The sequence below is a fragment of the Prochlorococcus marinus CUG1438 genome (assembly GCA_017644325.1).
Classification (GTDB): Bacteria; Cyanobacteriota; Cyanobacteriia; order PCC-6307; family Cyanobiaceae; genus Prochlorococcus_A; species Prochlorococcus_A marinus_AA.
Map to the genome: position 1 here is coordinate 319,518 of JAEPLS010000002.1, position 22,803 is coordinate 342,320.

Genomic DNA, 22,803 nt, shown 5'->3' on the forward strand with positions numbered 1-22,803 from the left:
GAAAGAAAGAATGTGAGAAAAATCTTTCGAAATTTTGCTGAACGATAATTATGAATTTTCTTTTTTCTTTTTTATTAGCATCTGTGATGTGGGTTCAAGTCCCACAGTGGGAAGCTGACTGGTCAAAATGTGCTGTAGATGTTCCTGATTCATCATGTCACTGGTACGTAGCCGCTCCCGATAATACATTTGGGGAAGGATTTAATTGGGAAAACGCTCCTTGGTTTGATGCTAATGGATTACAGGATGTAGCTAAGATTGAGAAAGAATCTGTAGTAGAAAAACTTCAAAAAAACTAAAGTTTATATTTCATAATTAAACTTTTAAAAGTATTTAAATCTAGTTGCTTAAAGGTTAACTTTTGATTAATTAAAAAATTTTTATGCGTTTCAAAGTAAGTCTCAAAAAAAATGGAAAGGAATTTGATGAAGTTGTTATAGCTAATAATAAAAAAGAAGCTATGGAAGTAGCTTTAAAAAACAATCCAAAAGCTCAAGCATTAAATTCAGATTGGACATTTAAGATTTAATTATTTGCGAAGATTAGGAATTAAAAGGGACGCAACACAAATAACGCTAATTGCAGGTCCAGGCGAAAGATTGAAGACTATAGAGAGAATAAATCCAAGAAGTGAGATACATAATCCAAAAAATGAAGATCTCATCATTGCAATTCTTAAACTATGAGCCTTATTTAGCCCTAACAAAGTGGGCGTGGAAAGAAGAGCAATTACAAGAATTACTCCCACTGCTGACATTGAACTAACAATTACTAATGCCGTTGTAAAACTCAAAGCAAGATTTAATAAAGAAACGTTTATACCGCTCGCGGATGCACCTTCTGGATCTAATCCAACATAAACAACCTTTTCATATCCAAAAGTCATTAAAAATATAAATACCAAAAAAGAAATTATTGTTCTAAGTAAATCTCCAAAATTTGCTGTCAATAAATCGCCAAATAATACTGCCTCCAAATCAATCCTTATTCCGAGTAAAGGGATTATAAGGACCCCAAATCCAAGCATTCCAGCGAGAATAGTATTCATAACTGCTTCATAATTTTCACTTTTTCTATTAGTTAAACTTTCCGCAATTACTGAGCCCAGAAGACCACTTATAACACCACCAATTGAGGGGTGAATTCCAAGCGCTAATGCGAGAGCAAGTCCAGGCAACACACAATGAGAGATTAAATTAACTTGTAATAATCTCTTATGAGTGATTAATACAGTTCCCATAGCTGGGCATAAAATCCCGGAGAATATAGTTATTATTAATGGAACCAGCCACCAGTTGTTATTAATAAAAGACATTATTCGAATGATTCGGTATGATCAAAAATACGGGACAAAAAAAGATTTCGGAAACAATGGTAACTAAGTCTGACATTACCAAAAGACAAGAACAACTTCTTGAAGAACTTAATAAATGCGAGGATGAATTGACTGGTCAAGAGTTGCATAGACAATTGATAGAAAGTGGAAAGGCTATGGGACTGACGACTGTTTACAGGAATCTTCAAGTTCTGATAAAGCATGGCTTAATACGTTCTAGACATCTCCCAACTGGAGAGGTTCTGTACACTCCCGTAGATAGAGATATTCATCATTTGACCTGTGTTCAATGTGGTGAGACATCAAAAATGGAAGGATGCCCGGTAAAAGATATTCATACACCCAAAACAAATCCAAAGAAATTCCAATTGTTGTTTCATACTCTCGAATATTTCGGGCTTTGCCAAAACTGTTATCAAGCTCAGAATTAAAAAGGAACATTCTCTAATCACAGAAATTATTTTCGTTTATAGAGCTAATGTTTATTGCCTCTAATTTATCTTGTATTTGGTCAGGTCTACCAACTGCCAAAACACTTTTATCAAGAACGATTACTTGATCATAGTTTTTTAGAGAATCGCCCCAATCATGGCTACTTACGAGCAAAGAAAGTCCGGCATCGGCAAGTTGACGAACAATTTTAAGAAAATCCTCCTTTGCAGGTGGGTCCAAAGCTGCACAAGGTTCATCTAAAAGAAATATTTTTGCTGGGGACATAAGAGTTTTTGCTAATAGAGCTCTTTGCTGCTGTCCTCCTGAAAGAGAATCAAGTCTTCTATTAGCCAAATTAGCAATTCCTACTCTTTGCATTGTCGCTTCTAATTCACAACATTTATTAATCCAAGAATTAGGATATTCTAGAAGAGCCTTGATTTGAAAGGGGTTATTACTTCTTGATTTTGAATACTTTATTTGACCAAGAGATACCAATTTTTCAACTGTAATGGGAAACTTCCAATTCATAGAACTTCTTTGAGGCATAAGTGCCACTAGAGCTCTAGATCTATATAAATTTTCACCATCAATTTTTATTTCGCCTTTATCTGGAGTATTTTGTCCTTGCAATATCCTCAAAAGGGTTGATTTTCCGGCACCATTTGGACCTACTAGCGCTGTTAGAGTTCCAGGTTTAATCTCAACCGATACCTTACTTAAAGCTGGCTTACTTTTTTCTGTGTATGCAAATGTTAAATTTTCAGCGACTAAAGTAGCCATTAATTAATCTTCATGAAAAAAGTCACTTTACAAGCTTACCAATAATACAAGCTGCGTATTATTTTCATAACATTTGATACCTTTTCTTGTCAGATGTAATGAAAATGATTATCATTTTTAAGTGTTTAATAATTTTTTTATGTCAATTTTTAAAAGACTTTTATCAAATAAAACATGTTCAAGTAAGTCAATTATTAAAAATTCCGTAATCGCTGGAACGATTATATTTTCTGGTTTTGGGCAGGATGTAATGGCTAAAGGGAAGTCATACGTAGCAGTAGAACCACTAGTTTGTGATTTAGTTAAATCTATTGCGTTACCATCTGACGAAGTTACATGCTTAGTAGATAGAAAACAGGATGTTCATGACTTAAAGATCAATCCAAGACAAGCTCAATTACTAAATAGCGCAGACAAAGTATTCACTCTTGGCAAAGAAATGACTCCAAGTATGAGAAATTGGGAAAGTAAAAAGAATACTATTGTTGTAGGTGTTAGTGCAATAGACGTAGATGATCATTCTGATCATGAAGGTCACGATGACCACTCAGACCATGGCGGACATGACGATCATGCTGAACATTCAGCTAAGGTAGATGATCATTCTGATCATGGAGGTCATGATGATCATGCTGAGGGTGCTTTCGAATGGGCAGGTAAATTCCAGCTTTCTAAGGGTTCATACAAATGGTCATTTGAAAAAGTCGATGGCGAATATGCAGATCCTGCAATGAAGATGGTGATTCTCAAATCTAATGACATAGAAGGGTCTGAAGATTTAGCCAAAGAATTATTAGGATCTAAAGACTCAATAAGCAGAAAAAATGATGGAACTTTGATAGCAAGTAATAAAGCTTTTGTTCTTAACTTTGATCAAAGAAAAGAAAGTACTGTTTTTAACGTGGATATCAAAGAAGATGGTGAATATATATTTTTTACTGAACACATGCCTTTTGAGTTTGAAGCAACTCAACACTTTTTTAAAGACGTTTCAAATAGTGATGTAGAACCAATAGCACAAGTTCCAGACGAAGGAGAGGGGCATCACCATCATGACCATGGAGGTCTAGATCCACATGTATGGCATGATCCACATAACATCATAAAAATGGGAGATCTTATAAGCAAAAGTTTAAAGAAAGATATTTCAGTTTTTAATAGAGGTGACAGAAAACTAATTAATGAAAGATTCGAAAAAGCTGATTCTCTCTTAGAAGGCTTAGATAGTTGGATCGTCGAACAAGTAAGCTCTATTCCTGAGGAAAACAGAGTAATTGTCTCTAAACACAAAGCAATGGAATACTACGGGGATGCATTTGGTTTTGAAACCATTAGTTTACTTGACTTTCTTGGAGACTCCTCAAGCTTAAGGCCAGACAACATAAGTTCTACTTTAAAAATGTTAGATGAAGAGAAAGTTCAGGCGATATTTCCTGAACAAATTCCAGCATCTAAGTTATTAAGGAACTTAAGTAGACAAAGTTCAGTTCCTTTAGCTTCTAATCAAATATTCGTTGATGGATTGATGATGGATGGTAATACGGTTTCAGTAGCCGTTCACAACACTTGTACAATTGTTGATTCATTAGGTGGAAGCTGTGATAAAGAATCTGGCTCCAATCTTGAGTCTGAATGGTATAAACTTTCAGATTAAATTTTTCTAATAAAAACGGTTTTCATTTCTTATTATTACTATTATTAAACTATTGTTTATTTGGTAAAAATCATTAAATGAGCATCAAAGATAAAGTTCCAGTTACTATTCTCACTGGATTTCTAGGTTCAGGGAAAACTACTTTACTTAATAGAATACTAAGTGAAGAGCACGGGAAAAGAATAGCCGTAATTGAGAATGAATACGGTGAAGTAGGGATAGATCAAGGGCTCGTAATTAATGCCGATGAAGAAGTGTTTGAGATGTCAAACGGGTGCATTTGTTGTACTGTTCGCGGTGATTTGATAAGAGTCCTTGGCAACCTTATGAAAAGAAGAGATAAGTTTGACTATGTTTTAGTAGAAACGACCGGATTAGCAGATCCTGGGCCAGTCGCGCAGACATTTTTCATGGATGAAGAAATTAGTTCTGAATTTACTCTTGATGGAATTGTAACTTTAGTTGATGCTGCTCATATTGATCAGCAGCTAGGAAGAAGTGATGAAAGTTCAGAACAAGTTGCGTTTGCAGATGTTCTTGTCCTTAATAAAACTGATTTAGTCTCTGATGATGCACTAGATACTCTTGAATCGAGATTGAGAGATATGAACCGAATGACTCGAATCATTAGAGCCGAGAATGCCAAAGTACCAATCGAAACAGTCCTAAATCTAAGTGCATTTGATCTCGATCAAATCCTTAAACGCAGACCAACATTTCTTGAACCAGAATATCCTTTTGAATGGACAGGTGTTTACGACCTTGCTGCAGGTAAATATGAATTAATGCTAGAAGAAGGTCCCGATCCAGAAATGTCCCTAGTAGCTCTCATTAACCAAGGTGAGAGTGAGGAAGAACTTAAAGATGGTGCTGAATCCTCCGTAAGACTTTATGCAGAAAATGCTAATACTTTGGAGCCTGGAAATACTGTCCCATATGGAGAACATGTAAATCTAAAATTGGAGGATAAAGGGAATAAATCCTTCATCCTTAACATAGAAAAGCCAACAAAAATAGGTTTATATACACAGCACACTGCTGAAGAATTTAATATGAAAGTCATTAAAAGTGACGAAAATAAAGAGATTCCATTTAATACTGAAAGGTTCTGGCAAGCCGAGCACGAGCACGATGATGAAGTAACGTCCATTGCAATTGAACGATTTGGAGATGTTGATCCAGAAAAACTTAATACTTGGTTGGGCAGACTTCTTTCTGAAAAAGGGGTGGATATATTTAGAACTAAAGGTTTCATTAGCTACTCAGGCAACCCACAGAGAATAGTTTTCCAAGGGGTACATATGTTATTTACAGCGCAACCTGATAAGGAATGGGGTAACGAACCTCGTAGAAACCAACTTGTTTTTATAGGTAGAAATTTGGACGAGAAAGAGATGAAAGAAGGTTTTGAAAAATGCCTGATATAGAATCATTTAGCCCAAGAGGCATGTTCCACGAGGGATGGACAGCTGAAGTTAATGATTATGCCATAGTTTGTGGTTGGGCTACTAAAGGAAAGTTATTCATTGTTGGGGATGTAGCAGGAGGTATTTTTGCCTTTGAAGGAGATACTGGGAAAATTATTTGGAAAAAAGAAAATACACACTCTGCTGGTCTATTAGCAATGTCCATTCATCCAGAAGGAGAGATTTTTGCAACTTCCGGTCAAGATGGAAATATTCAAATATATAATTGTCACGAAGGTAAAGTAATTAAAACTCTCGATCTTGGCAAGGCTTGGGTAGAGCATCTTAAGTGGTCAAATGATGGCTTATTTCTTGCAGCAGCTTCTTCAAAAAAAGTATATGTTTTTAATGAAATTGGGGAAGAAAAATGGGTATCAGATGATCATCCAAGCACAGTGAGTGCAATAAAATGGTCAAATAATAATGAGTTAGCTACAGCCTGCTACGGGAGAGTAACATTCTTTGACATAGTAAATAATAAAACGAATCAAAAGCTCGAGTGGCAAGGATCATTAGTCTCAATGGAATTAAGTCCTGATGGTGATATAGTCGCTTGCGGGAGTCAAGACAATTCAGTTCATTTTTGGAGAAGATCAACCGGAATGGATGCTGAAATGACAGGATACCCAGGAAAACCCAGTCACCTTTCTTTTGACGATAGTGGGAAATTACTGGCAACTAGTGGCAGTGAAAGAATTACAGTGTGGAGCTTTATAGGTGACGGTCCCGAGGGGACTATGCCTGGAGAGCTATGGCACCATACCGAACCTATTTCTAGCCTAGCCTTTTCAAATAAAGGCATGCTTGTAGCTTCCGGATCTAGAGATGGTTCTGTTGTCGCAAGTTTTCTAAAAAAAGACGGTAATGGTGACCCAGTTGGGGCTGCATTCGCAGGCGATTTAGTGGGTGCACTTTCGTGGAGACCTGATGATTGTGCACTAGCTGCAGTTAACGCAAAAGGTGTAGTAAATGTTTGGAAATTTAAAGTTCGTACTAATTCTTTTTGAAGGAATTTAAGCAGGAAAATAAAATAATTCAAACTACCAATAGTTAGCTTTTAAATGTCTCTCCATACAAATGACCTCGCAGTCATTATCTATCCCTTTTGGATGGATATCGCAATATGAGAGACATTGAAAATATTCGTCTATAGGATTTGATTTATCAGTTTTACTAATTTCTTTCGAATGAGTCATAAAAGATTTCCTCAATTATTTAAAATTAAGATAGACGAATTAAATATCAAAAGAAATAAGCAAAACTTACTAAAAATATCTCAAAAAAATTAGCACAATTGATTTCTACTTTCGGACATTTTTAATTAAAAAGCAATGCGTATAAAGACGGATTGTCTTAAGAGACATATTTTCCTAATTTTATATTGTTGAGTTCTAGGAGGTCTTTCAAAATGATCGATAGCCTGCCTGAAATTTCGGAATAAGCCGAACTAATTTAATTAACTGCTCCAATTATTTTTTATTAATGTCTAAGCTTCCTTCTTCTGCATCGCTTAGGTGCCCTTTAAGAAACAAGCTTAATTCTAGAGTTTTTGCCCCAGTTAAAGACAATTAGTTAATTTTGGTGAGCATTAGCTTAACAGAAGTTAGCAACAAGGATCCATGATTTAGGTGCGTTATTAACTTCAGTAAAAAATATAAGTAAGAGATAAAAGAGAGCTTACTAAATAAGCTCTCTTTTTTATAAGATGACTTTATTCTGGTTTTATAGATAATGATTAAAGCAATAAAATTTTAAAAATGGTTCGATATTATTGCCCATATTGCAATCCTAAATATCAATTTCAAAAACAATCCTCAAATGGTACTTTGATTTGTGGCTTATGTGGCGAGGATCTTGTAAAAAAACCATTTATTAGATTGAACCAGATAATTGCTTTAGTTGCCGCTTCATCATTACTTCTACCATTAATATATACTTTTATTTATTTAATTAAAAATCAAATAAATCCTCCTAATAAAAATTATCAAGCGAATAGTACTTTAATGATAATTATCAAAGAAACAATTTCATAAGACAATTTAAAAACTATGTAGAGGTTAACCTCTACATAGTGATTTATTTAAACAGGAATTTTTTTTCTCAATCTTTATTTGATCATCAATATTTTTTAATTTATTTTTATTACTTATTACTTTGTTTTTTTGTCCACAATGTTCTTTGCATCCACCATTAAATAAATTATGTGCATATAAATTAGAAGTATTCGTAAGCAATAAAAGAAAAATTATTTTATAAATTTGATAAAAATAAGACTTAATTTTTAATAACATTTTCTCAGAATTAGTAAATAATTAATACAAGTTAATAATTCCAAGGTGTGTTTATAAGACCCCAAATATCGAAGAAGAAAAATAAAACTGCAATAACAACAAGATCCCATGCTCTTTCCCTAAAAGCCCAGGGCGCAATAAAAACTTCTCCAAGTCCGTGAAGTGCCGCACCTACTGGTAGATGATCAAGGACCAACAAACTGTGAGAGAGAATAAAAAGAAAGCTTGCGAAATATCTAAAAAAAACAAATTGCCAATTACTAGAACTCATACCTTTTAGATTTTTAAAAAATATACTTCAATGATCAAAATAATGATATAGATCGAGTCAAGAGATATCATTTTTGGTAGCCATAAATACGAATAAAGATAAAAAGCTAAAGTAAAAATTATTAAATGGTGAAAAATATGTTTTCAAGTTATCAGCCTAAAAATAGTTTCGATGAATACTTTAAGGATAATGTCAACTCTGCGAGAGAAATATTGATTCCACTTCTTTCCTCTTTAGATAATATGGGTCTTGAAGAATTAAACAGGAATCATTCTGCCGCAAAAAAATTATTACTAAGGCATGGTGCAACTTTTAGATTAAACGATACTGGTCTAAAAGGTACTGAGAGAATATTACCTTTTGATCCACTTCCTAGAATAATTAGTAAAGATGATTGGGTTACCTTAGAAAAAGGACTTAAACAAAGGCTTGAGGCAATTGATTTATTCCTAGATGATATTTATAATTCTCAAAAAATAATTAATGATGGAATAATTCCAAGAGAATTAATAGAGAGTTCAGAAGGTTGGAGACCTCAGATGATAGGTTTCAAACCTCCACTAAATAAATGGTGTCAAATTTCAGGACTTGATTTAATAAGGGACAGAAATGGAGATTGGCATGTTTTAGAAGATAATTTAAGGTGCCCTTCTGGGGTTGCCTATTTTTTAGAAAATAGACTAGTTATGAAAAATATTTTTCCTAATCTTTTCTCTGGAAGAATAGTAAAACCAATTGATGAATATCCATCATATCTTTTAAAAACTCTTCAAGAACTCGCTGTTTGGACGGATACTCCCAAGATAGTTCTACTAACTCCAGGAATTTTTAATAGTGCTTATTTTGAACATAGTTATTTAGCTCAAGAAATGGGTATACAACTAGTACAGGGTCATGACTTAGTTTGTAATGATGATTATGTATATTTAAAAACTACCTCCGGATTAAAAAGAGTAGATGTCATTTACAGACGAATTGATGATGATTTCTTAGATCCTCTTAATTTCAGAAAAGATTCCTGCCTTGGTGTTAGCGGATTACTTGATGTTTTCAAGGCAGGTCATGTTGCTTTAGCAAATGCACCTGGGACTGGAATAGCAGATGACAAAATGATTTATTCTTTTGTTCCAAAAATGATTAAATATTATCTTAATGAAGAAATTATTATTAAAAATGTAGAAACGTATATTTGCCATTACCAAAAGGATCGGGAATACGTTCTAGAAAATTTATCAAAACTTGTTGTTAAGTCTGTCGCTGAAGCTGGAGGATATGGAATGTTAATTGGTCCTCACTCAACTACAAATGAAATAGATGAATTCTCTAATAAAATCAAAAAAAATCCAAGAAATTTCATAGCCCAACCAACATTAGAATTATCTACAGTGCCATCTTTATGTGATGGAGAACTGTATCCATGTCATGTTGATTTAAGACCATATATTTTGAGAGGGAAAGATTCATGGGTTAGCCCAGGTGGGCTTACGAGAGTAGCGTTAAAAAAAGGATCATTAGTCGTCAATTCATCTCAAGGTGGAGGATGCAAAGATACATGGGTTGTAGGAAAATAATATGCTTTTAAGTCGTGTAGCAGAATCTCTTTACTGGATAAATCGTTATTTAGAACGTGCAGAAAACATATCTCGTTTCGTGGAAGTAAGTGAAGCAATGTCATTAGATTGTCCACCAGGAAGTGCAGAACCCTGGCTCCCTTTAATAGATGCTTCAAGTGATAGAGAATCTTTTGATAAAAGATTCCCAGAGAAAAAACCTGATGACGTTATTAATTTTTTAATAAGAGATCGTTTAAATCCAAACAGCATTATTTCTTGCATTCAAATGGCAAGAGAAAATGCAAGACAAATCAGAGACGTCATGACCACGGAAATGTGGGAACAAATTAATATTTTATATTGGAATATGCAAGAAGGTGAAGCAATATGGAACAAACCAAGGCAAGAACAATTAAGTGAAATAAGGAGGGAATGTCAGCTATTTTATGGAATTACAGATGCGACTCTAAGCAAAGACCTTGCCTGGAGATTTAGCATTCTTGGAAGATTAATTGAGAGAGCAGACAAAACATCAAGAATTTTAGATGTTAAATATTATTTACTTCTTCCCAGTTTAGATGAACTTGGAGGAGTACTTGATGAGCTACAATGGATTGCTCTTTTACGCTCAGCTGGAGCCTATCAAATGTTTAGGAAGGCAGTGCAAAATTCTATAAAGCCTAATTCAGTTGCGAGATTTCTTTTACTTGATCCAATTTTTCCGAGATCAGTAAGATACTGCCTTGATGGAATAAGCAATACACTTAGAATGATAGATACCTCTCCATCTACAGAAAATCCTTCAGAATTAGAGTGCATGAGAGGTTTGCTTCAAGCAAAGTGGAGTTATATCAGAATTGAAGATATAATCAATCATGGTTTACATGAAGCAATTGATTCATTGCAAATGGATTTGAATAAATTAAATGATCTCATTCAAGAAAAATATTTTATTAATTAAAAAGTTTATTAATGAGAATTAAATACATTCACAAACTTGAATATAAATACGAAGAACCTATTCAATTAGGCGAGCATAGATTATGTATAAAGCCAAGGTCAAATGGATTCCAAAAGCTAAAGAATTTTGAATTAAAAATAACACCAGAACCAGAAATTATCTATCCATTACTTGCTGCCAGCGGAGAAGAGATTAATAGAATCAGATTCAGTGGATTTACGGATAATTTAATTATTGAATCAATTAGCGAAGTTGAAACTATTAAACATCCAAACATTATTGAAGGGGTTAAAAATAGAGATTTAACATTACCTTTTTGTAGAAGCATTATTAACAGAGATTTACAGGGAGCATTAGAGGGGTGGATGCCCAATGGACAGCATGATCCCTCTGCCGTAGAACTTGCCCAAGAAGCTTTAGCAGGAAGCATTAATAACGTATTATCATTTACCTACCAGCTAATAGAGATTATTCAAGATCGGGTCAAATATACCAAAAGGCATACTGGTCCAGCATGGCCGGCTAGCAGAACACTTAGAGAACGTATTGGTTCATGCAGAGATTTAGCAATGCTAATGGTTGAATCTTGTAGGTCTATTGGAATTCCAAGTAGGTTTGTAAGTGGTTATCATTTTGAAGAGCCTTTACCCACTGAGTTAGATTTACATGCTTGGGCTGAGTTATATATTCCGGGGGCTGGTTGGAGAGGTTTTGATCCAAGCGGAAAAGGATTAATAGACGAAAGATATTTAACATTAGTAGCCTCTTCCAAATCTAATTTAACTTCTGTAATTACAGGAAACTTCATAGGAAAAAATAATTTAGAAAATACTTTATCCTGGGAGATCAAACCCCTTAAAATTCAATAAAAACTAAATTTTTAATCTTTAAAAACAAGAAAAAAAAATAAATAAAAATATCTTTCTTTTTTAGTGTTAATTGATACGTTGTTAGAGAAATATATCTGTTTACATTTGTTTAATCTTTTAAGAAAATTGAACTCAAGTCTAGAAATTCCAGTTATCAAATCAAACAAATCAAAAATGTTTGAACTTATAAGCTATGAAAAATTTCGTGATACAAAAGATGTCAGGTTTTTCGATATTAGTATTAATGAATCAAATTTTAGAGATCTAGTTATTCACAGTGGTCCTGCAGTTAGTCCGCCAAATGAAGAGCAATTTAATAATTGGCAATTTTACATACATCACAATCAAGAAGATAATCTATTAGCTATCTCTGGTGGTAGAACATTTTTTCTTGTTAATTTTGGTTGGGATTATCCTTTTTATAAAGTTAGATTAGAATCTTGCGGATATATTCTAAGGATACCTAGAGGAACTTTTCATAGATCAGTATCTGACGAAAACGGTTCTATAGTTTTAAATCAAGCCATTAGAGATAAAGATGGCACAGTTGAATCTGAATTCAAGGTTACGAATAGCAAAGATAACAAAAAACTTCTTGATTGTATAACCAATCTAGAACCTAGATTTAAAATTTATAGTGTTAAATAATCTTAAAAAGGAGTTCCAAATTTACACATCAATTTAAAAAAATTATCTAATTGTTATAAAATAAAAATATTGGAATTTTTGGGTATGAAATTTTTTAGTTTTTTAAAATATTTTTTATGTATAACTTTGACTTTCTTGGTTTTATCCTCTCCAGTTTTTGCTGGGGCAAATGTAGCTGTTAAGGGCGAGGGAGATGAAGTTCCAAGTTATGTTAGAGCTAATATTACAGGATTTGATTTCCATGGAGAGGATCTTCATTTATCATCTATAGCTGGAGCTGTTGCAAGAGACGCAGATTTTAGTGATGTTGATTTACATGGAACTACATTAACTCTATCTGATTTAAAAGGTTCTAATTTAAATGGAATCGATCTGACAGATACTCTCTCTGATCGAGTTAACTTCCAAAAAACAGATCTTAGGAATGCTGTTTTAATAAATATGATTGCGTCTGGCAGCAGTTTTGCGGGAGCTCAAATAGAAGGAGCAGATTTTTCTTATGCCATTCTTGACAGTGAAGATCAAAGAAATCTTTGTGCAATTGCTGATGGGATCAATCCTACAACAGGAGTTTCAACTAGAGAAAGTCTAGAGTGTAATTAAAGATTTTAAATCATAAGTAAATTTTTTTACCGTTATCAAATTTATAAAAATTTTTTTCATCTTCTTGAAATATCATTTCTCCATTTAATTTGGATTTCTTAAATTTTGAAAGTCTTGCTCTGTGAATATTGGATTTTCTAAATATGACATTTTCTTTATCATTTTTTCCAATACTTATGTTTATATTTGGGTTTGAAAAAGTTTTTTCTTCCTCCCTTAAAAAAATTCTTTCAATATTTGATTGTTTACTCAACATTTGCTTTTTAAATTTCGTTAATTTAACGTTTTTTATTTTTTCTGAATAATTTATTTTGTAGAACAAAAAGATAATTATAAAAATTATAAAAATTAAGAATTTATTCATTACCTATTTAATTTTAATTTGAATATCTACCCCTAAGTTACTCTTAGTTGTTAATATTTCTTTTTTTAGAAATCCATAGGTAAAAATTCTTGATAATGTTTTCAAGGATTTAAAAACTAATACGAAAGTAAACAAAAAAAATATAATAAGGTTTTCAACGATAATATTTTTATTTCCATTTTTTAAATTATTCATGAAATTTTAAGTCACCTATTTTTAAATAATTTTTTTATATGGTCCAAAAAATTCACTAGCATCTCTACCTAACATTTTAGCAAGTTTTAAGCTTTTATCTATATTCCATTTTGATGCCATTCCATAAAGAATACCGGCAGCAAAAGAGTCACCACATCCATAAGAATCAATCTTTGGTTTTTTGTTTTTAAGAGCCTTATATCTTCCTCCAGGAAATATTATTCCCCCTTTCTCTCCCTCAGTTTTTATAGTGTATCTAGGCTTTTTCGATAACTCGGATAAAGAAAAAACCTCACCAGGATCAAGATTACTACCTATTAATCCATCCAATATAATATTTGACTTATTTATAGTGTCTAAACCCACTCTTGGAGTTGTACAAAGTATTGAAGCTGATCTGGCAAATTTAAAAATCTCTATATCAGATGCAGTAATGAAAATTCCGTCCATTTTTTTTAAAATGTTCCATTCTAAGTTGTCTTTATATTTTGGAGCCAACCTTTCTCCAATAACTGTAATTGCTCTCTCGCCTTTATAGTCAGTCAAACTAAATCCTCTTCTAGTAGGTTTATCACGCCATGCCACATGTAATTTCATTCCCATATTTGAAAGAATTTTGAAGCATTTATTTCCATAATAATCGTTACCTAATGCAGTAAAAAAATGAATTTGGTTTGTAGTTAATTCAGAGAGTTTTTTCGCAATAATAGAACCTCCACCAGCTGGATATTCAAGAGAATTTTCAGAATGAGAAATAACACCCGGTTTTGGTAATTGATCGACCTGTAAGAAATTTATCCACTCAACATGACCTACTACAGCAAAATTTAGGTTTCCTTTTTTAAATTTATATTCTTCAAATGTATTATTATTTTCAACAACCATAATCTCTTAAATACTATTATTAAAAAGAAATTTTTTGACAAATGAATTCATTTAACATTTTAAAAGATAATAAACAGATACTATCTTATCTTTACCTTTTTATATCTATCTTTGGTGCTGTTCTTCCTATGATGGCAAATTTTGAATTTGCTATGGAATACGGAAATAGTTTTGATATTAATAAGTTCATTGCCTTAGCTAATGTAAACCCTGCAGCTCAATCTGTTGCGAGAGATTTATTAGTAGGAGCTAGCGCTATTTTTTTATGGATGGTAAATGAATCAAAAAAATTAAATATGAAAAATATGTGGATTGTTTACCTAGGAACTTTTCTTATAGCATTTGCATTTTCTGCACCTTTTTTCTTATTTCTAAGAGAGAGAAGAATTATTGAATTAGAGAAAAATTTAATTTAAAAGATTAATTAAAATACTTTCTTAATAAGAAATCCAAAAATCATAATGCAAGAAATTGAAATAGATAACCAGATAATTGAAGCATAACCAAATAGATCTAATATGATTCCCGAAATAAATGGTCCAAAAAAATAACCCATAGCAAAACATTGTGATAATAAAGCAAGAGCAAAACCTTTATCCTTTGAGGGAGCTATTCTGAAAACTAAATCTGTTGAAGTTGGAAGAAATGAAGCAGTACCTAAACTAACTAATAACAATGAAAAACAAATTAAATAAAAAGCTGTAATATTTAAATAATTAGAAATAAATAATATAAATGTAGCGAAAGAGAAGTTTATTAAACTAAATTTCAATCCAAATAATCTACCTTTCTTTGATATCCAAGAACCCACAGGCCATTGTAAAAATAATAACAAAATCAACTGAATGGAAATCATAAGACTTGTTATTTCCTTATCTAGTGCATTCCTATGTACTCCCCCTTTAACAAGATCCAAAGGTAAAGTTACTTGAATCAAAGCCAGCGAAGTAGTTATCAATAATATAGATAAAATTATTATTGAGGAATTCCTATTCCACCCAAATTGTCCCTCGTTAATTGGATCTACAAATTTTTTTTGGAAAGTCTCTAAAATTCTTGAGATAGAAGAATTATTTCTCGAAATTAAATAAACAATAGCGAACATACAAAAAATATCATTTACAAATATTGATTTTGAGTAAAAAAAATTAGTCATAAAACCGCCTATTAATACCCCTAAAAATATTCCTAAAGCCTCCGAACTTCTAACAAGAGAATAAGCTTTTCGTGTTTCGATCGGATGACAGAAACAAGGTACTCCAAACTCGGCAGCAGGCCAATATATTCCTGCTGCGGCTCCAACAAATGATTGTCCAATTATGTAAAAAAATGTATCTCTTGAAAAAATAAGGAATAAGCTTGCAGCAATACTTAGTATTGATGAAGCAATTAATGGGAATTGTATTTTACCTGTTTTATTTAGATAATTACCGGTAAAGAATCTTGTCAAGGTGCCAATTATTGCCGAGATAGTAAATCCCAAGCCTATATTTGTTGCCGATAATCCAATATTATTGAAAATGAGTGATGTTAAATAAATAACACCTCCTGCTCCAAAGGCAGCATAAAATCTTATCTTGGTAATTAACCTCAAAGGATATGGAAATTGAATCCACCAATTTTTGCTTATTTGAAAACTATTTGGACTAATCACAAGTGAAATTCATTTTTATAATTTTTTTAGGTTTTTTTGGTTTATTTCTTAATAATGGTTCAAAAGCTGCTGAAAAGATAAATATTAAATTTGAAGAGATGAAAATCCCTCTTACTATAGACCAATTATCAAAATTAGAAAAATACAAAGATGATTCAACAGAATTAATAGATTGGTTAAAAAATAATGGATTAATAAAAGTTTTTGAATTATCTAAATTTCTAGAATTTCCAATTTTCAAGGAAGAAGGATTGAACAGAGAAGTATTAAGAAGTTGGGTAGGGCGTAAAATCCTAACAGAACTAAGTAAAACCATTTCAGTTCCTAATGACAATAATGGGATAGAAATTTTCAATACTATAGAAAATTTGTTAGATCAAAAAAAAGCAGTTTCAACTTTAGACATCATAAAGGCAATACCCTCAAAAGAGATTAATTTAGATATTGATAATTTGATTTTAATAATTTCATCATGGAAAAATGAATTAGCAATGCAACAAGGTCTTATATCGAAATTAAATAATCTTGAGAATGTTAATGAAGACAACTTTAATAAAAGTGAAGATAATTTCACTTCAGATCTTATTAAGAAAAATAAAAAAGTTTATGCTCCTCACCGAGTAGAACCATTTGAAGTTGAACTATGGAAAAGTAACAAAAAAAATTATGATAAAGAACTGATAATTTTTATGCCTGGTCTTGGAGGCGAAATAAATAATTTCAAATGGATAGGAAACGAGTTAACTAAAAGAGGATGGCCAATAGTATTTATAGATCATAGAGGAAGTAATTTAAAAGCATTTAAAGAAGTAATAGAGGGTAAAGAAGCCATCCCAGGGAGTGTTGACTTTTTCTTGTATAGATTAAAGGATTTAGATGCTGTATTAAAAGCTCATAAAAATGGAAAATTTGGTTTACCAAATGATTCTTATATCTTGATGGGGCATTCACTTGGAGCTTTAATAGCACTTTTATATGAGAGCAATAAACCAATCGATCAACTTGAAGAAAGATGTGATTCAGCATTAAAAGACTTTGCAGTTACGAATTTATCAAAATTACTTCAATGTCAATTAAGTGAAATTCCACTTTATGAGAAAAATAACGTTAATAAGGCAACTGCAATAATAGGCTTTAACTCTTTTGGCAGTTTATTATGGCCAAAAGATTATAGTTCTGGGATAAAAATACCAACTCTACTTATAGGTGGTACATATGACCTTATTACGCCTTTAATTAGTGAACAATTTATAGTTTTTTCCGCCTTAAATAATCCATCAAATAGGTTTCTAATTATTGAAGGGGCGAGCCATTTTTCGCCAATCAGAATAAAAAATAGTTACATAAAAAATAGTGATCTCTTCAAAATAGATAAATCTTTTATCGGTTCAGATCCAATTTCAGTACAAGATTTATCTTCAAAATATATACTTAAATTTATAAAAAATATTAAGGTTAAAGAGAGTCCAAGTTTAATTAAAAATCAAAGAGAGATGGGACTTGATTTCCATCTTTTAGATCTTGAAACCATAAAAGAAGTTTCAAAAAATCAGTACTCTATTCTTGGATCTAAATAGGCAATTAAAATATCTACAAAGAGATTTAAAGAAACTATAAGCATAGAAGTAAAAATTACAATGCCTTGAACCAAGGTATAGTCTCTCTGAGAAATTGCTTCATGTAATCTTAAAGCAATTCCTGGCCATGAAAAAGTTACTTCAAACAAAAGAGCACCTCCTGCCAAGGAAGCCATTGTCAAACCAGAAATAGTGACAATTGGCAATAGAGCATTAGGTAAAGCATGATTTAAAAAAATTCTTTTCCTAGATATTCCCCTGCAAATAGCTGCATTTACATAATCACTTTTTAATGTCTTTTCTAAATTTACTCTTAATGAACGGCTGAATATACCACTCAAAAGAAGGCCAAGTGTAATGGAAGGAAGTGCGAGATGATAAAGGCTATCTTTAAAAGCAATAATATTATTTGAAAGAATACTATCTAAAACTAGGAAACCTGTAATTTGAGGTTGTTCCTGGAAGATTGGAAATCTACCTCCAATTGGGGAAATATTAAAAAACACAGAAAATAATAATTGCGCTAACATCGCTCCCCAAAAAGGTGGGATCGCATAAGTGGCAATTCCTAATATTCTCGCAATATAATCAGTCTTTTTACCTCTTTTTCTTAAGCTAATTAATCCCAATGGGAATCCTATTAATATGGCACTTAATATTGAAAAAAAACCAAGCTCAAGACTTGCAGGCAAAGACTTAAGAATAATATTTAGGACTGGCTCTTGGGTACTAAGAGATTGGCCAAAATCTAAGTGCAATATATTTTTTATATATATAAAATATTGATTTATTAAAGGTTCATTTAGACCCAATTTATTTCTCAGAAATTCCCTTGAAACCTCATCGGCGCCAGATCCAAGTATGGCATCGACAGGGTCGCCTGGTGCAACTCTTAATAAAATAAATACTAATGAAGAAATTATCCATAACATTATTGGTATTAATGAAATTTTTTGTAATGAATAATTTAGTAGTTTATTAAAGTTTCTACTCATAAATTAACTTAAGATCACTCAATGAGATTATTCCTGCACCATTAAAAATAGGTTTTGATATTTTACTTTGAGACCATGCTTTTTGAGAGGATATCCAAATAGGAATATAAGGGATTGAATTTGCTGCTATTTTTTCAATTTCAACAAGTTTTTCTAACCTTTTAATTCCACTTATTTTTTCACTCTCAAGAAATAAACTTTTCACTTTATCAGATCCCCAAAAACTACCACTGTAAACAGATTCTCCTTGTTTACATATGCCATCAACTATTTCATTACAGCTTAAAAGGGGGGTGAGATAGGCTTCTGGATCTGAATAAGCTCCAGTCCAATCGAGAATGACTGCAGTATAGATCCCTAAACTTAGATTCTTATAAACTGTTGTAGATTCAACTCCGTTTAGTACAACATCAATACAATCTTTCAAAGAATTTTTTATTTCTTCCTGCCACGTCAAGGCAATAAGTTTATCAGCTGGTACATTCGATCTATAAGTAAGGGGTATTCTCAAAATGTTTCCATTACAATAATTTTCTTTTTGCAATAACCTTCTCGCTTCTAAATAATCATATTTAGGCCACACTTCTTTATTATCTTTTTTTAATATTGGAGGAATGATCGATCTAGATGGTTTCCTTAATCCATAACTTACTTTGTCACTAATTAATTTCCTATTGATACTTTTTGCCAAAGCCATTCTTAAATTAAGATTACTTAAAGGATAAGAACTAGTTTTAAGGCTTATAAAACTTAATTCGGTGAAAGGGCTATTACCTTCTTTAAACTGTTTATTCCTACTTAAATTATTTAAACTTTTTCTCTGACTATCATCAATTGAATTTGATAAGAGGACGTCAATTTGCTTACTTTTTAAAGCACCAAAAAGAGAAGATGAATTTGAATATCCCACAAAATTAATGCCATTATTTAAGGGCTTTTCACCCCAATAATTCAAATTTGGATCAATTGATTGAACTTCATTAGAAAAACTGGTTAGTACATATTTGCCAGTACCAACGAATTTCTCATTTAAAAACTTATCAGAATATTCTTTGTAAAATGAAGGAGATATTGGAGTTAAATTTACTGATGTAAGTAAACCATTTAAAGAACTTGATGGTTTATTTAAATTTATTATGACTGAATATTCACTTGGCGTTTCTATTGATTTAATCTTATTTCCTAAAATATAATTCATAGTTCCAATTCTTTTGAATCTATTAAAAGTAAACTTTATTGCATTTGAGTTAAATGAAGTCCCATCGTGAAAAAAAACATTTTTTCTTAAATTAATAGTTATTTGAAGTCTATCTTTTGAAATGATTGGCATCCCCGAGGCCAATTGAGGTGTTAATTCTCCGTTAGAATCTAATTCATACAATGTATCTCCAAGAGAACTGATTAATTGAATTGCTTTTAGAGTATTAGCTCTAGCTGGATCTAGAGATTCAATCTTTCCAGAACTTGCTACTATGATTTTTTTTGATATTCTTTTTGAACCGCAAGAATTCTGTAAAAAAGAAATTAAAATAATAAATATTGATAAAAGAACTTTTTTTTTCATATATTTAAATACTTAATTAATCTTTGATTGTTTTGAACAAAAAACTTGTAATGTTATTTGATTTATTTCTAAAGCGAATGTTTTTTTAAAATCACAAGCAAAAGGCCACTCCCTAACCCAACAAATTTTTTTTTCAATATTTAAACCAATTACTTGAAAAGTCTTATTGCTATTTTTAATTTTTACACAAGCCCCTTTGTAAAGATCTTCAGAACAAATTAAATTATTTTTTTGAATTTTATTAACTAATAGTTTTGAATTAATCATTAAGTTACTTAAACCTAAGACTTACTTTCTTCGGTTTAACAAGCTATTAAGAAATTTGCAAACTATTTCTTTAAATGCAACTTAATTGACTTGCGATAGTTTTGACTTCATGAAGCGAATTTATTTCATCTTTTGATTTATCAAAATTTCCATTATTCACCTCATGAGTTATAACAACAATTTCAGCTTCGTCCTCAGTTACATCTAGTTGAACAATTGATTCGATCGATACATTATTATTTCCAAAAATATCTCCAATCTTTCCAATTACGCCAGGACTATCAGAACAAATAATTCTAAGGTAATTTTTTTTATTTATTTTAGAAGATTCTATTATATGACAGTTTCTCCAGAAATCAAAAGATAATAATGGATCGATTGAGTTATTATTTTTTAGAGTTGTTGCATGCAGATTTAATATATCTGATACTACTGATGCAGCAGTTGGACCACTCCCTGCACCTGGACCATACAACATTATTTCTCCAAGAGGATCAGCCTCTATCAATAATGCATTATTAACTCCCATAACTGTTGCTAATGGATGAGATTTTGGAATCAAGGAAGGGCCTACCCAAATATTCAAAGCAAGTGAATCATTACTATTAATTTTTTGCCTTTCGGAAAGAGCCAAAAGCTTTATTTCAAATCCTAATTTATTCGCATATTCGATATCCTTTAGATTAATGCTACTAATTCCCTCTGAATGTATTTCATCTCGTTTTATTTTACCTCCAAATGCGAGTTCACTAAGAATAGAAATCTTATCAGTAGCATCATGCCCCTCAACATCTGCCGTTGGATCTAATTCTGCATAACCAAGGGTTTGAGCCAATTTTAATGTTTCCTTATAATCAGCTTTTTCTTTTGCCATCTTTGAAAGAATAAAATTCGTTGTGCCATTTATTATCCCCACCATTTTTTTAATGCTGTTACTTTTTAATGATCTTTTTAATGGTTCAATTATTGGAATCCCTCCGCAGACTGCTGCCTCTGACAATATATAAACTTCTTCTTTAGCAGCAGTTTTATATATTTCTTCCCCATGTCTGGCAATGACTGCTTTATTTGCTGTAACAACAGATTTACCTGATTTTAATGATCGCATAATAATAGTTTTAGCCAAATCAACTCCTCCCATCACTTCAACAATTACATCGATGGAGGGGTCATTAATTAATTCAAATGGATCATCAGTTAATAAGTTATTATCTAGCTCAATATCCCTTTTTTTACAAAGATCTTTAACTGCTATTTTTGCAATTTCTATTTCTTTTAGAATTGGATGTGAATCAACTTCAGAACTTAATATTTTATAAATACCTGAACCTACAGTTCCAAAACCTACGATGCCAATTTTACATTTTCTCATTTTTTATTTCTTTTTAACTTTGAGTTTAATTTTATATTATTAGGCCTACAAAAATTCATTTGCTTGAGACTGCATTTTCAATAATATGTTTAAAAAACCATTTGATCGTGAAGGGGTTAAGCTTGCTTTTAAACCAGTATCTTCTATAAATTTATTATCTATTTCAACAACTTCATTTGGTGTCAGTTCATTTAATCCACTAATAAGAAATGCCAATAAACCCTTTGTTATGAGAGCATCAGAATATCCTTCCCAAAATAATTTACCAGCTTTAATAGTTGCCTTAACAAAAACCTCTGAAACGCATCCCTTAACCTTATTCTCTTCAACAAGGATATTATTTTCTGGTTTTTTCAATTTTTTGCCCAACCACAAAATGTACTCATATTTTCTTTTTGGATCTTCTGATTTCTTCAACTTTTCGACTAAATTCGATAAATTACCATATTTTTCTTGATTTTCCATTTCTAAAACTATTAATAAACAACCTATAGATTTTTAATTATACAAACATTTCTTTTTCTGTGATAAAGCCTGACAAAGGAATATCCCATTCAGCTCTCGTTAAAGGGGCTTCACTCAAGCAGTCAGAGGTCAATACTCCAATACATGGGACCTCCCTCCAATTTTCATCACTCCTTAATTTATCAAAATAGCCTCCTCCATAACCTAATCTTATTAAATTTTTATCAACAGAAAGACAAGGTACAAGTATCATGCTTATCTCCTTGTGACTTAATGAAAATGAGTTATTTGGACTTAGTATCCCTTCAGAGTCTTTAGTAAGAGGACTTTCATCCCATGGATAAAATAACAACTCTTTTTTATTTTTACATCTAGGCAAAGCTAGAGGAGTTATTTCTTTAAGACTTCTGATATCTACTTCATTTTTTAGAGGCCAATATATTGCTATATAACCAATATTTTTATCTTCCTTCACAAATGAATCAACATAAATTTTTACATTCTTTTCTACATTTCCCATTTGATTAAGTGAACTTTTATCTCTAAGCTTTCTAAACATGTCCCTCTCTAGTTTCTTTTTTTTTAAAATAGACATATT

The 22,803-nt window shown here is 31.7% G+C and carries 28 protein-coding genes; 14 read left to right on the forward strand and 14 right to left on the reverse strand.

Features of this window, described 5'->3' with window-relative positions:
• Nucleotides 1–50 precede the first annotated feature (50 nt).
• Together JJ847_07815 and JJ847_07820 are read left to right on the forward strand one after the other, a co-directional pair.
• A complete protein-coding gene (locus tag JJ847_07815; protein MBO6960791.1) occupies nucleotides 51–299 on the forward strand; it encodes a hypothetical protein in 249 nt (82 codons plus the stop codon).
• A gap of 83 nt (nucleotides 300–382) precedes the next feature.
• Nucleotides 383–529: a hypothetical protein gene (locus JJ847_07820; protein MBO6960792.1), complete on the forward strand. Its 147-nt coding sequence runs from the start codon at nucleotides 383–385 to the stop codon at nucleotides 527–529.
• Here JJ847_07820 and JJ847_07825 read toward each other — a convergent pair whose 3' ends face one another.
• Nucleotides 530–1,315, reverse strand: a complete 786-nt coding sequence (locus JJ847_07825) for a metal ABC transporter permease (protein MBO6960793.1) — start codon at nucleotides 1,313–1,315, stop codon at nucleotides 530–532. It lies immediately after the preceding gene.
• Between the two features lie 17 nt (nucleotides 1,316–1,332).
• Between JJ847_07825 and JJ847_07830 the strand changes: the two genes are divergently transcribed.
• On the forward strand, nucleotides 1,333–1,767 hold the full coding sequence (locus tag JJ847_07830; protein ID MBO6960794.1) for a transcriptional repressor: 435 nt from the start codon (nucleotides 1,333–1,335) through the stop codon (nucleotides 1,765–1,767).
• A gap of 13 nt (nucleotides 1,768–1,780) precedes the next feature.
• Here JJ847_07830 and JJ847_07835 read toward each other — a convergent pair whose 3' ends face one another.
• Complete coding sequence (locus tag JJ847_07835) at nucleotides 1,781–2,551, reverse strand: ABC transporter ATP-binding protein (GenBank protein ID MBO6960795.1); 771 nt, start codon at nucleotides 2,549–2,551, stop codon at nucleotides 1,781–1,783.
• Nucleotides 2,552–2,690: 139 nt separating this feature from the next.
• Here JJ847_07835 and JJ847_07840 point away from each other — a divergent pair, with 139 nt between their 5' ends.
• The 3 genes from JJ847_07840 (at nucleotide 2,691) to JJ847_07850 (ending at nucleotide 6,678) form a co-directional block, all read left to right on the forward strand.
• Nucleotides 2,691–4,205 carry a zinc ABC transporter substrate-binding protein gene (locus JJ847_07840; GenBank protein MBO6960796.1) on the forward strand — a complete coding sequence of 505 codons (1,515 nt, stop codon included), beginning with the start codon at nucleotides 2,691–2,693 and terminating at the stop codon, nucleotides 4,203–4,205.
• 77 nt (nucleotides 4,206–4,282) lie between these two features.
• Entirely contained in the window at nucleotides 4,283–5,632 is a 1,350-nt protein-coding gene (locus tag JJ847_07845; GenBank protein ID MBO6960797.1) for a GTP-binding protein, read from the forward strand.
• Entirely contained in the window at nucleotides 5,620–6,678 is a 1,059-nt protein-coding gene (locus tag JJ847_07850) for a PQQ-binding-like beta-propeller repeat protein (protein MBO6960798.1), read from the forward strand. The genes JJ847_07845 and JJ847_07850 overlap by 13 nt, the downstream gene beginning before the upstream one ends.
• A gap of 33 nt (nucleotides 6,679–6,711) precedes the next feature.
• Here JJ847_07850 and JJ847_07855 read toward each other — a convergent pair whose 3' ends face one another.
• A complete protein-coding gene (locus JJ847_07855; protein MBO6960799.1) occupies nucleotides 6,712–6,867 on the reverse strand; it encodes a hypothetical protein in 156 nt (51 codons plus the stop codon).
• A gap of 561 nt (nucleotides 6,868–7,428) precedes the next feature.
• On the opposite strand from JJ847_07855, the gene JJ847_07860 reads away from it, so the two are divergent.
• A complete protein-coding gene (locus tag JJ847_07860; protein MBO6960800.1) occupies nucleotides 7,429–7,704 on the forward strand; it encodes a DNA gyrase in 276 nt (91 codons plus the stop codon).
• 24 nt (nucleotides 7,705–7,728) lie between these two features.
• Here the strand turns inward: JJ847_07860 and JJ847_07865 are convergent, their stop codons facing one another.
• Nucleotides 7,729–7,962: a hypothetical protein gene (locus tag JJ847_07865; protein ID MBO6960801.1), complete on the reverse strand. Its 234-nt coding sequence runs from the start codon at nucleotides 7,960–7,962 to the stop codon at nucleotides 7,729–7,731.
• A gap of 31 nt (nucleotides 7,963–7,993) precedes the next feature.
• Nucleotides 7,994–8,233 carry a hypothetical protein gene (locus JJ847_07870; GenBank protein MBO6960802.1) on the reverse strand — a complete coding sequence of 80 codons (240 nt, stop codon included), beginning with the start codon at nucleotides 8,231–8,233 and terminating at the stop codon, nucleotides 7,994–7,996.
• 137 nt (nucleotides 8,234–8,370) lie between these two features.
• On the opposite strand from JJ847_07870, the gene JJ847_07875 reads away from it, so the two are divergent.
• From JJ847_07875 to JJ847_07895, 5 genes are all read left to right on the forward strand, one after another.
• Nucleotides 8,371–9,804 carry a circularly permuted type 2 ATP-grasp protein gene (locus JJ847_07875; protein ID MBO6960803.1) on the forward strand — a complete coding sequence of 478 codons (1,434 nt, stop codon included), beginning with the start codon at nucleotides 8,371–8,373 and terminating at the stop codon, nucleotides 9,802–9,804.
• A 1-nt stretch (nucleotide 9,805) separates the two neighbouring features.
• Nucleotides 9,806–10,747 (forward strand): alpha-E domain-containing protein, encoded by a 942-nt coding sequence (locus JJ847_07880; GenBank protein MBO6960804.1) that lies wholly within the window; start codon nucleotides 9,806–9,808, stop codon nucleotides 10,745–10,747.
• Nucleotides 10,748–10,758: 11 nt separating this feature from the next.
• Nucleotides 10,759–11,616 carry a transglutaminase family protein gene (locus JJ847_07885; protein ID MBO6960805.1) on the forward strand — a complete coding sequence of 286 codons (858 nt, stop codon included), beginning with the start codon at nucleotides 10,759–10,761 and terminating at the stop codon, nucleotides 11,614–11,616.
• A gap of 174 nt (nucleotides 11,617–11,790) precedes the next feature.
• Nucleotides 11,791–12,264 (forward strand): HNH endonuclease, encoded by a 474-nt coding sequence (locus JJ847_07890; GenBank protein MBO6960806.1) that lies wholly within the window; start codon nucleotides 11,791–11,793, stop codon nucleotides 12,262–12,264.
• An 84-nt stretch (nucleotides 12,265–12,348) separates the two neighbouring features.
• On the forward strand, nucleotides 12,349–12,867 hold the full coding sequence (locus JJ847_07895; GenBank protein ID MBO6960807.1) for a pentapeptide repeat-containing protein: 519 nt from the start codon (nucleotides 12,349–12,351) through the stop codon (nucleotides 12,865–12,867).
• Nucleotides 12,868–12,877: 10 nt separating this feature from the next.
• On the opposite strand, the gene JJ847_07900 is transcribed toward JJ847_07895, so the two are convergent.
• Entirely contained in the window at nucleotides 12,878–13,231 is a 354-nt protein-coding gene (locus tag JJ847_07900) for a hypothetical protein (GenBank protein MBO6960808.1), read from the reverse strand.
• A gap of 216 nt (nucleotides 13,232–13,447) precedes the next feature.
• Nucleotides 13,448–14,311 (reverse strand): ribokinase, encoded by an 864-nt coding sequence (locus JJ847_07905; GenBank protein MBO6960809.1) that lies wholly within the window; start codon nucleotides 14,309–14,311, stop codon nucleotides 13,448–13,450.
• 41 nt (nucleotides 14,312–14,352) lie between these two features.
• Here JJ847_07905 and JJ847_07910 point away from each other — a divergent pair, with 41 nt between their 5' ends.
• Nucleotides 14,353–14,727 (forward strand): DUF2834 domain-containing protein, encoded by a 375-nt coding sequence (locus JJ847_07910; protein ID MBO6960810.1) that lies wholly within the window; start codon nucleotides 14,353–14,355, stop codon nucleotides 14,725–14,727.
• 8 nt (nucleotides 14,728–14,735) lie between these two features.
• Here the strand turns inward: JJ847_07910 and JJ847_07915 are convergent, their stop codons facing one another.
• Nucleotides 14,736–15,965 carry an MFS transporter gene (locus tag JJ847_07915; GenBank protein ID MBO6960811.1) on the reverse strand — a complete coding sequence of 410 codons (1,230 nt, stop codon included), beginning with the start codon at nucleotides 15,963–15,965 and terminating at the stop codon, nucleotides 14,736–14,738.
• Between the two features lie 2 nt (nucleotides 15,966–15,967).
• On the opposite strand from JJ847_07915, the gene JJ847_07920 reads away from it, so the two are divergent.
• Nucleotides 15,968–17,542 carry an alpha/beta hydrolase gene (locus JJ847_07920; GenBank protein ID MBO6960812.1) on the forward strand — a complete coding sequence of 525 codons (1,575 nt, stop codon included), beginning with the start codon at nucleotides 15,968–15,970 and terminating at the stop codon, nucleotides 17,540–17,542.
• Here the strand turns inward: JJ847_07920 and JJ847_07925 are convergent.
• From JJ847_07925 to JJ847_07950, 6 genes are all read right to left on the reverse strand, one after another.
• Nucleotides 17,515–18,537, reverse strand: coding sequence for an ABC transporter permease (locus JJ847_07925; protein MBO6960813.1), 1,023 nt, complete (start codon nucleotides 18,535–18,537; stop codon nucleotides 17,515–17,517). The two genes, JJ847_07920 and JJ847_07925, sit on opposite strands and share 28 nt — an antisense overlap.
• Complete coding sequence (locus JJ847_07930; GenBank protein MBO6960814.1) at nucleotides 18,530–20,101, reverse strand: ABC transporter substrate-binding protein; 1,572 nt, start codon at nucleotides 20,099–20,101, stop codon at nucleotides 18,530–18,532. Before JJ847_07930 ends, JJ847_07925 begins: the two co-directional genes overlap by 8 nt.
• A 12-nt stretch (nucleotides 20,102–20,113) precedes the next feature.
• The gene (locus JJ847_07935; protein ID MBO6960815.1) at nucleotides 20,114–20,368 is read right to left on the reverse strand and encodes a hypothetical protein; all 255 of its coding nucleotides are present in this window, start codon (nucleotides 20,366–20,368) and stop codon (nucleotides 20,114–20,116) included.
• Nucleotides 20,369–20,438: 70 nt separating this feature from the next.
• The gene (locus JJ847_07940) at nucleotides 20,439–21,740 is read right to left on the reverse strand and encodes a homoserine dehydrogenase (protein MBO6960816.1); all 1,302 of its coding nucleotides are present in this window, start codon (nucleotides 21,738–21,740) and stop codon (nucleotides 20,439–20,441) included.
• Between the two features lie 45 nt (nucleotides 21,741–21,785).
• Nucleotides 21,786–22,205 (reverse strand): SufE family protein, encoded by a 420-nt coding sequence (locus tag JJ847_07945; protein MBO6960817.1) that lies wholly within the window; start codon nucleotides 22,203–22,205, stop codon nucleotides 21,786–21,788.
• A gap of 37 nt (nucleotides 22,206–22,242) precedes the next feature.
• On the reverse strand, nucleotides 22,243–22,800 hold the full coding sequence (locus JJ847_07950; GenBank protein ID MBO6960818.1) for a 5-formyltetrahydrofolate cyclo-ligase: 558 nt from the start codon (nucleotides 22,798–22,800) through the stop codon (nucleotides 22,243–22,245).
• Nucleotides 22,801–22,803 lie beyond the last annotated feature (3 nt).